Below are 13,451 nucleotides of genomic sequence, written 5' to 3'. Positions count from 1 at the left end.
TGAAAAACGCCCATCTGCTGCGTTATCCTCACCCCGCGTCAACGACGTACCTTCCGGTACGCCTTATTCCGCGGGGCTACGGACGCCTTGCATCTGGACATTTTTGCTCAGCCTGGGGAACGTGGCTTTTTCAACAGCTCGATAGCTTCGGGTCCGGCAGGGGCCTGAGAATGAAAGTCGTTGACGCATGTCCAAGCAATTCTATCTTGAAACCTTCGGCTGCCAGATGAACGTGGTCGATTCCGAGCGGATTGTTGTTCTGCTCGAAGAGATCGGCTACCGGCAGACCGACCGGGCTGAGGATGCCGACCTGATCCTGCTCAACACCTGTTCGGTGCGTGACAAGGCCGAGCGGAAGGTGATCGGTCACCTCGGCCGCTTCAAACCTCTCAAGGAAAAAAATCCCGGTCTGATTGTCGCTGTCGGCGGCTGTGTCGCTCAGCAGGAAGGCGCGGCCTTTCTGAAAAAAATTCCTCATCTCGACCTGGTGTTCGGTACCCACAACATCCATAAACTGCCCGAACTGGTGCGGCGGGTGGAGGAGAATCGGGAACGTTGTCACGAGGTTGAATTTCTCGATCGCGAGACCCGGCTGCGGCTGTTCCCGCAGCGCAGCGGATCGGAGAGCGTGACCCGTTTTGTTACGGTGATGCAGGGATGTGACAACTTTTGCTCCTACTGCATCGTGCCGCATGTCCGCGGTCGCGAGGTGAGCCGACCGAGCGGAGAAATCCTTGAGGAAATCAGGCAGCTCGCCGCCGACGGGGTCCGCGAGGTGACACTGATCGGTCAGAACGTCAACTCCTACGGCGCCAGGGATGCCGGAGAGAAGAGTTTCGCCGAGTTGCTGCGCGCGGTTCATCGGGTCGACGGCATTGAGCGTATCCGCTTTACCACCTCCCATCCCAAAGATCTTTCTGATCAATTGATCGACTGCTTCGGCGAGTGCGGGAAGCTGGCACATCACCTGCATCTTCCCCTCCAGGCCGGATCCGACCGGGTGCTGCGGATGATGAACCGCGGCTATACCGTCGCCGACTATCTCGGCAGGGTCGAACGGCTCAAGACGGTCTGCCCTGATATCCGCCTGACCACCGACCTGATTGTCGGTTTTCCCGGAGAGACCGAGGAGGATTTTCTCGGCACGCTGCGGCTGGTCGAAACCCTGCGCTACAGCGATGCCTACACCTTCCTCTACTCGCCGCGTCCCGGCACCGCCGCCGCCGAGCTGCCGGATGATACTCCGCGCGAGGTCAGGCAGGAGCGCTTCGAGCGGCTGCTGAAGCTGCAGAACCGGATCAGTGAAGAGGCCTGGCAGGAGGATGTCGGCAAGACCCTGGAGGTGCTGGTTGAAGGAACCAGCCGTCAGGGCGAAGGTCAGCTGTTCGGCCGTTCAAGCTGGAACCGGATCGTCAATTTCAGTGGTCCGACGGAGCTGGTCGGTCGTATGGTACAGGTCAGGGTGACCCGCTCGTTGCGCAATTCACAGGTTGGCGAACGGGTTGATTGAAGTTTTGCTGAGGCAAAAGCGGAAGGCCGCCAAGAAGGTCAAAAACTCATTTAACGGAGAGTCGCAGAGGGGGAGAGGACGCAGAGAAAACCAAAAGCAGGTGTCAGGTTTTAAACCCGAAAAATTTTCTCTCCGTCTCTGTTCCTCTCCGCCTCTCCGTTAAAAAAGGTTTGGCGACCCCATTCCAGTGGTTTAAGCCTCACTGAGGGAATCACATGTCCAAGGGACGTATCCTCGCCATCGATGATGAAGCCTTTTTCCGCAACTTCTACCAGGAGTTGCTGAGCGAGGAGGGCTACCGGGTGCGCACCGCCGCCAGCGGGGCGGAAGCCCTGAAGTGGCTGCGGCGCGAGGATTTTGACCTGGTCATCACCGACATGGACATGGACGGTATGAACGGCGTCGAGACCTCGGCGGCGATCAAGAAGTTCAATCCCGACCAGGAAATCATGGTGGTCACCGCCCGCGAGGATGTCTCTCTGGCGGTCGAGGCGATGAAGCGCGGGGTTTCCGAGTACCTGCTCAAACCGATCAATCCCGATGAATTCCTGCTGGTGATCAACCGCATCCTGTTCCGCCAGAGTCTCGGCAGTGAACACCAGCGGTTGATGCATGAAAATATCGAGTTCAATTCCCTGCTCGCCTATTATCGAAAATGCCTCGCTTTTCTGCGGGTGCATGACATTGACCGGCTCGGCGACCTGATTCTCGACACCCTGATGGAGATGCTGCGCGCCGAGGGAGGGCTGCTGTGGCTGGTCGCCTACGGCGGCCACAGTTTCCGTCTGCGTTGCCGGCGGGGGCTGGTGCGGGTTGCCCCGGGGCGGGAAAAACTTGAGCCGGGTGCCGGCGAGGAGCGTCTGTTTCGCAGCGGGGTGCCGGCCCTCGATGACAACGGCCGCGGCATGCTGATTCCGCTGCAGGTGGAACAGGAGAGCCTGGCGGTCATCCGGATCGAGGCGCCGACCGGGCGCGAGGCCTTCAACCGCCACGACCTGAAACGCGCCGAGATGGTCAGCGAGTTCGCCGCGACCGCGCTGCACAATGTCCTGACCTACCGCAGCCTGGCCCACGACAGCCTGCGCATTCCCCACAGCGAAGCCTATAAAATGGCTTATTTTCGCGACCATGTCGCCAAGGAACTGCACAAGGCCAGGCGGTACAACCGCAATCTTTCCTTTATCAAGCTCAACGTGGTCAATTATGCCGAACTGGCCGCCCACTTCCGCGACCGTGACCTCGACGAGGCGATGGCGCGGCTGGTGGAGATTATCAACACCGCCCTGCGGGATGCCGATATCATGGCGCTGGCGGCTCCCGGCATGTACTACATCATGCTGCCGGAGACCGATTACTGGGGATCTCTGGTCACCCAGCAGCGCATCCGTCGGGCGTTGTCCGGCAAGCTGACCCTCTGCGACCTGAAGAAGAGCTATCCAATCAAGGTTTTCCTGCGTTCGGCCGCCTACCCGGTTGACGGTGAAAGTTTCGAGGAGCTGATCGCCGTGGCCGCGCGGCGCCAGGAACGCCTGCAGCACAGTCTCTATCATCGTGGGGGCATGGAGCAGAGTTCCTTCTGGGGGGTGGTCGGTCGGTTGCTCGGGGCTCCCGCTGATTATGACTTCAGCGGCCCCGCGCTGAAGGTTTCGTCACGGTTGCAGGCGTTTCAGGATGAGCTGTCGAGCAGCTATTTCCGCATGCCGCTCTGGCAGTTCCGGGAGCTGCAGAAAAGTTTCTGCCGGGATGTTGTTGAATCGCGGCGGGTGCGGGGGATTATCTACCGTGGTTGCCGGGATTTCGATGAAGAACGGCGGAACCTTCCCGATCTGGATGCCATCGAGCGTTCGGCAACCAGCCTGTTTCTGCTCGGTGGCCGCCATCGTGTCAATTGGGAACTGCAGCGGGTGGTGCCGATTCATATTGATGATGAACATTTTACCCGCGTCAGTTTTCTGCTCTATCTCAACGAAGATTACGCCTATGCCCTGTTCGCCCGCAGGCGGGGTGATGAACTGGTCGGGTTTCACAGCTCCGATTTCTACTTTGTCGAGAACATGATTGCCAAGCTGCAGGTGCAGTACCGGCTGCAGCCGAAGATTTAAGGATGCCCATGCCGTCCCATTCACGCAAAATCATTCTCGTCAGCAGCCGGGACGATCTGCTTACTCTGGCCGGACAGTTGCGGGCGCAGGGCTTCGATATCCTCAATTGCGAGGACGGTGCCCGTGCCCTGGAAATGGCGCTGACCACCGGCCCGGCATTGATGATCCTGGAGACCGACCTGGCGTTGCTGCCGGCCTCGCGGCTGGCGCAGATTCTGCGCGCCAACCCGCGCACCGAGGGGATCGCCTTTGTCTTTATCGGCCGGGAAGGGGAGGAGGTGGACGGTTTTCAGCGTCACCGGGACCAGTTCTTCGTCCGTCCCTTCAACCAGGAACAGCTGCTCGGCGCCCTGCTGGCCTATTGCCGGCGGCTGGAACAGACCCGCCAGGTCGGTTGTGAAGAACAGGAGGTCGAGGGCCACCTGAACCAGATCTCGCTGGTGGACCTGCTGCAGATTTTCAGCCTCAACCGCAAGGATGGTCTGCTGACCCTCCGTCATGGCGACCGACAGGGGAGTATCGCCCTGCTCGGCGGCCTGGTCTGCAATGCCCGGCTCGGTCGGCTGCAGGGAGAAAAAGCTTTTTTCCGTATGCTTGCCTGGACTGAGGGAACCTTTCACTTCAGGCCGGGGGTGAGCGGGGAAGAAGCCCGGATCACCACGCCGACCGATCATCTGATCATGGAAGGCCTGCGGCAGCAGGATGAACTGGCGGCTCAGGCGCATGCCCTGCCGCATCCCGAAGATAAGCTGGTCCTCAAGGTTCCGAACGGCCATCTGCCGCGTGGCCTGCGGCCCGCCACCCAGGAAATTCTGCTGCTGCTGCAGTATTATCATCGGGTCGGTGATATTCTCGACCATTGCAGTCGTCCGGATCTCGAAGTGCTGCAGATTCTGCAGGTGCTGCTTGATAAGGGACTGCTAGGCGCCGCGCCCCGTACCGCCGAGGATGATGACGACCGGCAACTGCTCAGTTCCGAGGAGATCATCGCCATCAAGGACAGCCTGGGAGAAGGTGATATCCTGTTGGAGGAGGCTTCGGCCAAACTGGTGGTGCTGGCCAACAGCCCGGCGGATCTGAACTATGTCCTCGATGCTCTGCAGGGCATTCGGGAATTCGAGCCGGAAGGAGAATTACTGAGGCATCCGGGACAACTGCCGTTGGGGGATGTCGGCCGACTGAAGATTTCCGAGAATTTTTCCGTGCGGCTTTTCTGTCTGCCGACCGACGCGGAAAAGACCCCGCTCTGGCGGCCTTTCTGCCGGCGCCTGCTGGGGGTTCTGTCCCTCGGGGGCAGCAGCGGGACCGCCCGGGCCGAAGAATTTTTCCGTCATCACAGCGATGCCCCGGTTGTCCCCCTGGCCGGTGCCGTTCCGCGGCCCGGGGTTCTGCGGTTGGAACCCGGAGACCGTCAGGGGTTGCGGCAGTTGCTGCACGCCTTTGCCGAGCCGTTCCGCAGCCCGGTGGAGCTGACCCTGTCGTCAACCGGCTGAGGAAAAACGCCCATCTGCGGCGTTGTCCTGCCCCCGCGTCAACGACGTACCTTCTGGTACGCCTTATGCCGCGAGGGTACGGAGGACGCCTTGCATCTGGACATTTTTGCTCAGCCTGGGGGACGTATTTTGCGATGTTCCGTACGAGCGGAGAACTGGAGAGACAATGATTGATCTGCACACCCACACGGTTTTCAGCGACGGTGAACTGATTCCGGCTGAACTCGCCCGCCGGGCGGCGGTGGCCGGTTACCGGGCCCTGGCGATGACCGATCATGGCGATCGTTCCAACCTCGACCTGATCATTCCCCGCGTCGCCCGCGTCGCCGGGGAACTCGGCAGCGCCTGGGGACTGACTGTGCTGTCCGGGATCGAACTGACCCATGTGCCGCCGCAGCAGATCGCCGCCGCGGCTGATGAAGCGCGCGGACTCGGCGCCAGGATCATTATCGTTCACGGTGAAACCATCGTTGAACCAGTTGCCGCGGGCACCAACCGCGCGGCGTTGGAAGCCGACATCGATATCCTCGCCCACCCCGGCCTGATCAGCATTGAGGATGCCCGGCTGGCCGCTGAGCGCGGCATCCATCTCGAACTGACCACCCGCCGGGGGCACTCCCTGTGCAACGGGCACGTCGCCCGTGTGGCGCTGGAAACTGGAGCGAAGCTGGTGATCAACAACGATGCCCACGCCCCCGGCGATCTTCTCTCCCCGGAACTGATGCGCCGCGTGGCGCTTGGCGCCGGACTGGACGAAGCCCGGGTCGACGAGGCGCTGGCCAACTCGGCGGCGCTGGTGGCGCGGGTAGAAAAGGTTTAACGCAGAGCTGGAGAGAGGCAGAGTCGGAGAGAAAACTCTTGTCTCTGCGTACTCTCCATCTCTGCGCCTCTCCGTTAAAAATATTTGCTGCGCATCGGCAGTGACCAACGACACGAAGCCAGGACGGATATCCCTATGACCGACGAGTCTTTCGCCTTTCTCAGACAGCTGCTTGAATCCCCCAGTCCCTCCGGTTACGAGGCGCCGGCACGGGCCCTGCTGCGGCAGCGGGTTGCAGCATGCGCCGACCGGGTCGAGGTCGACATGCTCGGCAACCTGGTGGCGGTGCTCGAAGGGGAAGGGGAGCATCGTCCGCGGCTGATGCTGACCGCGCACTGTGACGAGATCGGTTTCCTGGTGCGGCACATCGATGACCGCGGATTTCTCTTTTTCGCTCCCCTCGGCGGGGTTGACGCCCACCTGGTGCCGGGCCAGCGGGTCAGCGTGCAGACGACCAATGGTCCCCTGCGCGGGGTGGTCGGCAAGAAACCGATTCACCTGCTTAAGGCCAAGGAGCGCGAGCGGGTGGTGCCGCTGGACGAGCAGTTTATCGATATCGGTTGCGCCGACGGTGAAGAGGCCCGCGCGCTGGTGGCGATCGGTGACCCGGTGGTGTTCGCCGCCGGGCTCGAACGGCTGCAGGGGACGCGCATCACTTCGCGGGCGCTGGATGACAAGATGGGCGCCTGGCTGGTGGCCGAGGCCTTCTGTCGCCTGGCGGCGGGCAAGCGGCCGGCGGCCGACATCCACGCCCTGTTCACCGTTCAGGAAGAGGTCGGCCTGCGGGGAGCCGGTCCCGGCGCCTTCGGGGTCGCGCCGGACGTGGCAATCGCGGTCGAAATCGGTCATGGCACCGATACCCCGGCTCACAGTCCCGCGCAGAGCGGCGATGTTCGCCTCGGGAAGGGACCGCTGCTCTCGCGCGGGCCCAATATCAATCATGCCCTGTTCGGGCTGCTGCGGGCCACCGCCGCCGAGGCCGGGATCCCCCTGCAGGTGATCGGTGAGGCGCGCGGCACCGGAACCGATGCCAATGTCATCCAGCTCTCCCGCAACGGGGTGGCGACCGCCCTGCTGCGGGTGCCGACCCGCTACCTGCATACGCCATCGGAAGTCCTTGATCTGAACGACCTGGAACAGGCGCTCGACCTGCTGGTCGCTGTTGCCGGAAAGGTGCGTTCCCGGAGCGATTTTATCCCTGACTGACAGCTCCCCGGCGGAGTCTTTTTTGCGTCGTTTCCGGTTGACTCGCATCCGGCTCTGACCTAGTATTCCGGGTTATATTTTTTCACCCGTTTTTTCCAGCATCTCAGCTGCAAGGAGATCCCCATGCTCGACCCCGAGGTACGCGAAGGCCTGACCTTCGATGATGTTCTGCTGCTTCCCGCCCATTCCGAGATTCTGCCCAAGGAAGCCGATATTTCCACCTGGCTGACGCCGGCCATCCGCCTCAACATGCCGCTGCTCTCGGCGGCCATGGACACCGTGACCGAATCGCGCAGCGCGATCACCATGGCCCGTGAAGGCGGAATGGGGATCATTCACAAGAACATGACGCCGAAGGAGCAGGCGGTCGAGGTCGACCAGGTCAAGAAATCGGAGTCGGGAATGATTGTCGATCCGATCACCATGGAGCCGGAGCAGAAGATCTTCGAAGCGCTGGCGGTGATGAAGCAGTACCGGATTTCCGGGGTGCCGGTATGCAAGAACGGCAAACTTGTCGGTATCATGACCAACCGCGACCTGCGCTTTGAAACCAATCTCGACCAGCCGATCGCCAACGTGATGACCCGGGAGAAGTTGGTCACCGTGCCGCCCGGAACGACTCTTGAAGAGGCCAAGCAGCATCTGCACGCCCACCGCATCGAGAAACTGCTGGTGGTTGATGACGACTACGCCCTCAAGGGGTTGATCACCATCAAGGACATCGAGAAGGTCCGCAAGTATCCCTACTCCTGCAAGGACGACATCGGCCGTTTGCGTGTCGGCGCCGCCATCGGAGTCGGTCCGGATCGTGAGGAACGACTCGCCGAGTTGGTCGCCGCCGGGGTTGACGTGGTGGTGATCGACACCGCCCACGGCCATTCCCAGGGAGTGATCGACGCGGTTGTCGATACCCGGCGCCAGTATCCCGATCTGCAGTTGATTGCCGGCAATATTGCCACCGGCACCGCCGCCGAGGTCCTGATCAAGGCCGGCGTCAACGCCGTCAAGGTCGGCATCGGTCCCGGATCGATCTGTACTACCCGCGTGGTCGCCGGGGTCGGTGTGCCGCAGATCACCGCCATCGCCGATGTGTCCGCCGTCACCCGCCGGCACGGGGTGTCGTTGATCGCTGACGGCGGCATCAAGTATTCCGGTGAACTGCCCAAGGCGATTGCCGCCGGTGCCGACGTGATCATGATCGGCTCACTGTTCGCCGGCACCGAGGAGTCCCCCGGTGAAACCATCCTCTACCAGGGTCGTACCTACAAGTCCTACCGCGGCATGGGCAGCCTCGGGGCGATGAAGCGCGGCAGCAAGGACCGCTATTTCCAGGGGGATGTCGACAACGACGTCAAGCTGGTTCCCGAGGGCATCGAGGGCCGGGTTCCCTACCGCGGGCCGCTCTCCGACAATATTCATCAGCTGCTCGGCGGCCTGCGCGCCGGCATGGGCTACACCGGTTGCCGGACGATCCGTGAACTGCAGGAAAAGGGGCAGTTCATGCGCATCACCAATGCCGGGTTGCGTGAATCCCATGTCCACGATGTCAATATCACCCACGAAGCCCCCAACTACCGTATCGAACGCAATTAACCTGATCACCCGCGGAGCCGATCGCAGGATCGTTCCGCGGGTGTTTCTTCCCTCCGCCGCGATTCCGGCCGGTCACAGGAAATACCATGTCCCAGGATATTCACCAGGAACGGATTCTGATCCTCGATTTCGGCTCCCAGTACACCCAGCTGATCGCCCGCCGGGTACGCGAAGCCCACGTTTACTGCGAACTGCATCCCTTTGACATGTCACTGGCCGACATCAGGGCCTTCGCGCCGAAGGGCATCATTCTCTCCGGCGGACCCAAGTCGGTTTATGAGGAGGGTGCTCCGGCGGTCGCCGAGGAACTGTTCGAGCTTGGCGTGCCGGTGCTCGGCATCTGCTACGGTATGCAGCTGCTCTGCCACCATTTCGGCGGCGTCGTGGTGCCGTCCGGCAAGCGTGAATACGGTCATGCCGAACTGCGGCGGCAAGGAACGCCGGGGCCGTTGTTCGACAGTTTTTTCGTCGAAGGCAAAAGCCCGGTATGGATGAGCCACGGCGATCACGTGGAGAAGGTGCCTGACGGCTTCGAGGTGATCGCCGCGACCGAGAACGCGCCGGTCTGTGCCATCCAGAACGTTGCCCGCAACCTCTACGGAGTGCAGTTTCACCCCGAGGTCAACCATACCCCGCGCGGCGAGGTGCTGATTGACACCTTCGTCCGCAAGATCTGCGCCTGCCACGGTGAATGGACCCCGGGGCAGATCATCGAGGACGCGATCCGCCGCATCCGCGGCCAGGTTGGTGATGACAAGGTCATTCTCGGTCTCTCCGGCGGGGTCGACTCGTCGGTGGCGGCGGCGCTGATCCATCGCGCCATCGGCGACCAGTTGACCTGTGTCTTTGTCGACAACGGCCTGCTGCGGCTCGGTGAGGGGGACCAGGTGATGGCGACCTTCGCCGAGAATCTCGGCGTCAAGGTGATCCGAGTCGACGCCGAGGAGCGCTTTCTCGGCAAGCTCGCCGGGGTGACCGACCCGGAAGCCAAGCGCAAGATCATCGGCGGCCTGTTCGTCGATATCTTCGAGGAGGAGTCGAAGAAAATCACCGACGCCAACTGGCTGGCGCAGGGGACCATCTATCCCGACGTGATCGAATCGGCGGGCGCCAAAACCGGCAAGGCACACAATATCAAGAGCCATCACAATGTCGGCGGCCTGCCCGACTACATGAAGCTCAAGCTGCTCGAACCGCTGCGCGAGCTGTTCAAGGACGAGGTACGGGCGATCGGCGAGGAACTCGGCCTGCCGCACCAGATGGTCTGGCGGCACCCCTTCCCCGGACCGGGGCTGGGGGTGCGCATTCTCGGCGAGGTGAAGAAGGAGTACGCCGACATCCTGCGCCAGGCCGATGCCATCTACATCGAGGAACTCTACCGCAGTGGCCACTACGAGAAGATCAGCCAGGCCTTCGCCGTCTTCCTGCCGGTCAAGAGCGTCGGCGTGATGGGGGACGGACGTACCTACGAGTACGTGGTCGCACTGCGCGCGGTGGAAACCAGGGACTTCATGACCGCCGGCTGGTACCCGATGCCCTACGAAGACCTGGCCCGCATCTCCAACCGGATCATCAACGAGGTCAAGGGGGTCAACCGGGTCGCCTACGATATTTCTTCAAAACCGCCGGCCACGATTGAGTGGGAGTAGGACCGATCTCTGTGTTGTCGGTCGGAAGATTGCGGTCAGGTACTGCATCTCGTGCCTGACCTGCTAATCTTGTTTTCATGCGTCCTCTTCTCCGATTGACCATCGGCCTGTCGCTCCTGCTCCTTTCCGTGACACCGGTCGCGGCCGGGGAGCAGATCAGTGAATTCCAGGTCCGTTCCTTTACCGCCCAGTGCATCAATCTGCTGCGGCAGGACCGATTCGACCTGGTGGCCGGTTATTATCTTCTCGACCCGGGTCGGGATGCCGACCAGGTTGCCCGTGAGCGGCACCAGCTGGCCGCCGGCCTGGCGGAACTGCGCGGCATCTTCGGGGACTTCGGCCAGGTGCGGATTCCGGACACGCCGCAGCGTTCCCACCAGTTTGAAATCCAGGGGATGACCGCCGCCTACTGGCGGGACCGGCCGCGGCATTTCCAGGTGGTCTATGGCACAACCTTTTCCCGCATCGGCGAAGGGGCGCTGGTTTTTCGGGTGGTGGTCTACGATCATCGGCTGCGGCTGCGTTCGGTCGCCTACGCCCTGTCGGCTGACGAGCCCGGGGCCGACCGTCGCAAAGCCGGGATCGAAAAGCATATGCAGAGATTTTTCCAACATCTTCAGTCCGGTCGGCGCTAGTGCTCAACCTGTATGCCGGGGAGGGATCATGAGCGGTGAAACGCGTCGCCGGGGAAAACCGGCCAAGAAATACAGCCAGGCCGCCCGTCTGCACGATGTCATCCGCATCCTGGAGGCGCGCTATGGTGCCACCGTCGACGAACTGGCCGAGGAGTGCGGTGTCACCCGGCGCACCATTTATCGTGACCTGCAGGCGATCAGCGACGCCGGCTACCCGCTGGTCAGTGAACCGGGTGCCGACGGCCGTACGGTTCACCGTTTTGTCAGCGGCTTTTCCCGTATCCCGCCGGTTGCTTTCTCTCTTGAAGAGTTGATGACCCTCTACTTCTGCCGCGGGCAGCTCGGTTTTCTGCGGGGAACCCCTTTTCAGGATGACCTTGACGCCATCTTCGGCCGCATCCGCTCGGTACTGCCGCCGCGCAGCGTCGCTCACCTGGAGCGCATCGCTTCGGCCGCGGCGCCGAAGTTCCTCGGCATCCGTGACTATGCCGGCAGAAAAAAGCAGCTTGAACTGCTGCGCAGGGCGCTGCTTCATCAGTACCGCTGTCGGTTGCGTTACACCCCTCCGCACCGCGACACCGTCGAGTACATGTTTGACCCTTACACCCTGCTGTTTCACAAGGATTCTCTCTACCTCGGCGGTTATGCCCACAACCGCGGGGCGTTGCGACTGTTCCTGGTCGACCGCGTGGAGGATGTGGAACTGCTCGATGAACGCTTCGAGGTTCCCGAGGACTACCGGGCCGAGGATCTGACCGGCCAGTCTTTCGGTCTGATCGACGAGGGGGAGGAGTTCACCGCGCGGGTGCGATTTTCCGGCGAGATCGCCCACCTGGTGCGGGAACGAACCTGGCATCCGAGCCAGCAGCTTCGTGAACTGGCTGATGGTGCCGTTGAGCTGAGCCTGACCGTCAGCGGCGAAACCGAATTGCTGGCCTGGCTTTATTCTTATCTTCCTCACGTCGAAGTCCTGGAGCCCGCCCCGTTGCGGGACCGCTTCGCGGCCGGATTGCGGTACGCGCTGCAGAAATATTCCTGAATCAACATTGATGCTTTTGCAAAAAGCATCAAGAGTGTTGGCTAAGCAAAAAGCGCCGGCAGCAAGGCGCGCGATTGTCGAGCAATGAGGCGTACTTACGTACGTTGAAGCAGCGAGACAAACGCAGCAACGCAGCTGCTGGTGAGTTTTTGCGACGCCATCAACATTGTGTGACTTATTCTGTCGTAAGGCCGGATATCCTGTAAGAGAAGCCAACTTGCTACCTTACAGGAGGTCAACATGGTCTTGCTGAACAGCGTGACAGAGACGGGACAGATCCTCTACCTGGATATCTGGAAGCGGGAGAAATCGCGGGCCGCGGCCGGCGGGGAGCTGATCTCGGGGATCCTCGGCGACGGCAGCTACGAAGGGGAAGTGCTGGTGGAGATCACGGCCGGCCGCTGTGAGGTGACCTTTCTCGACCAGCATCTCGATCCTCTGGCCCTCAAGGACTTTTTCGCCCGTGTCGACCGCGAGCAACTGCTGGAAGATCTTCAGGAGGCTCTGCTTTCCACCAGCGATGGGGCGCGCAATGGTCTGCCGCTCTTCCGGCGTGACGCGCCGCTTGCCGGCGCCTCGGGGGATGTGTTTTCTGAGCCGCTGGTGCGCGAGGCGCCGACGCCCTGGCGGCAGGACTCCGCGGGGGTAAAGAATTTGCAATTGCCTCGCCGCTGAGCTAAAACAGGGGGAACTTTCCGGAGGCCCCCATGCGCACCCTTGTCCTGGCATCCACCAGCCCCTACCGTCGTCGCCTGCTTTCCCAGCTGGGCCTCAGGTTCATCGCCGCCGCTCCCCGCTGCGACGAAGAACTGAACCAGAGTGTCGCCCCCGAACTGCTGGTCAAGCATCTTGCTGCGCTCAAGGCCGAAAGCCTGGCGGAACGTTATCCCGACGCCCTGATCATCGGATCGGACCAGGTTTTCGTCGATCCGCGCGGCCGCATTCTCGGCAAGCCGAAAACCGCTCATCGGGCCCGGGGCCAGTTGAAGGCCATGGCCGGCCGCACCCACACGTTCTATACCGGCCTGTCCCTGCTCGACAGCGCCAGCGGGCAGGCACTGACCGATTTTGCCTCCTTCAGCGTTTCACTGCGGGCTCTGACCGACGCTGAAATCGAGGATTACGTCGAACGGGAACGGCCCCTCGACTGCGCCGGTTCCTTCAAGATCGAGGGACTCGGCATCGCCCTGATGGAACGCATGGAGGGCGAGGACTACAACGCCCTGATCGGCCTGCCGCTGATCAAGCTGGTCGATTTTCTCCGTCAGTTCGGGGTGCCGATACTCGGTTCCTGATGTTGACCCCGCGTCGCCGCGGATGCTAGACTCGGCGCGCTTTCTGTCGTCGCCTCCGGAAACCAGACGCCTCCCTTTTGTTTTTCTATCTTATTGGAATTCCAAGGTC

At 61.8% G+C, this 13,451-nt stretch carries 11 protein-coding genes; all 11 read left to right on the top strand.

Going from position 1 to position 13,451, the window contains the following annotated elements:
• The first annotated feature begins 187 nt into the window (after positions 1–187).
• The gene (gene miaB, locus B5V00_RS11000; RefSeq protein ID WP_085010846.1) at positions 188–1,510 is read left to right on the top strand and encodes a tRNA (N6-isopentenyl adenosine(37)-C2)-methylthiotransferase MiaB; all 1,323 of its coding nucleotides are present in this window, start codon (positions 188–190) and stop codon (positions 1,508–1,510) included.
• Between the two features lie 215 nt (positions 1,511–1,725).
• Positions 1,726–3,612, top strand: coding sequence for a response regulator (locus B5V00_RS10995; protein WP_085010845.1), 1,887 nt, complete (start codon positions 1,726–1,728; stop codon positions 3,610–3,612).
• 8 nt (positions 3,613–3,620) lie between these two features.
• On the top strand, positions 3,621–5,105 hold the full coding sequence (locus B5V00_RS10990) for a DUF4388 domain-containing protein (protein WP_172399716.1): 1,485 nt from the start codon (positions 3,621–3,623) through the stop codon (positions 5,103–5,105).
• Between the two features lie 166 nt (positions 5,106–5,271).
• On the top strand, positions 5,272–5,925 hold the full coding sequence (locus B5V00_RS10985) for a histidinol phosphate phosphatase domain-containing protein (protein ID WP_085010843.1): 654 nt from the start codon (positions 5,272–5,274) through the stop codon (positions 5,923–5,925).
• A gap of 135 nt (positions 5,926–6,060) precedes the next feature.
• Entirely contained in the window at positions 6,061–7,131 is a 1,071-nt protein-coding gene (locus B5V00_RS10980) for a M42 family metallopeptidase (RefSeq protein WP_085010842.1), read from the top strand.
• A gap of 123 nt (positions 7,132–7,254) precedes the next feature.
• Positions 7,255–8,724: an IMP dehydrogenase gene (gene guaB, locus B5V00_RS10975; protein ID WP_085010841.1), complete on the top strand. Its 1,470-nt coding sequence runs from the start codon at positions 7,255–7,257 to the stop codon at positions 8,722–8,724.
• An 86-nt stretch (positions 8,725–8,810) separates the two neighbouring features.
• Complete coding sequence (gene guaA / locus B5V00_RS10970; protein ID WP_085010840.1) at positions 8,811–10,373, top strand: glutamine-hydrolyzing GMP synthase; 1,563 nt, start codon at positions 8,811–8,813, stop codon at positions 10,371–10,373.
• A gap of 77 nt (positions 10,374–10,450) precedes the next feature.
• Complete coding sequence (locus B5V00_RS10965) at positions 10,451–11,008, top strand: hypothetical protein (RefSeq protein WP_139800745.1); 558 nt, start codon at positions 10,451–10,453, stop codon at positions 11,006–11,008.
• 28 nt (positions 11,009–11,036) lie between these two features.
• Positions 11,037–12,047: a helix-turn-helix transcriptional regulator gene (locus B5V00_RS10960; RefSeq protein WP_085010838.1), complete on the top strand. Its 1,011-nt coding sequence runs from the start codon at positions 11,037–11,039 to the stop codon at positions 12,045–12,047.
• 240 nt (positions 12,048–12,287) lie between these two features.
• Positions 12,288–12,722, top strand: a complete 435-nt coding sequence (locus B5V00_RS10955; RefSeq protein ID WP_085010837.1) for a hypothetical protein — start codon at positions 12,288–12,290, stop codon at positions 12,720–12,722.
• A gap of 32 nt (positions 12,723–12,754) precedes the next feature.
• The gene (locus tag B5V00_RS10950) at positions 12,755–13,342 is read left to right on the top strand and encodes a Maf family protein (protein ID WP_085010836.1); all 588 of its coding nucleotides are present in this window, start codon (positions 12,755–12,757) and stop codon (positions 13,340–13,342) included.
• Positions 13,343–13,451 lie beyond the last annotated feature (109 nt).

The sequence above is a fragment of the Geothermobacter hydrogeniphilus genome (assembly GCF_002093115.1).
Taxonomy (GTDB): Bacteria; Desulfobacterota; Desulfuromonadia; order Desulfuromonadales; family Geothermobacteraceae; genus Geothermobacter_A; species Geothermobacter_A hydrogeniphilus.
This window is presented reverse-complemented; position numbering and strand designations above follow the sequence as displayed.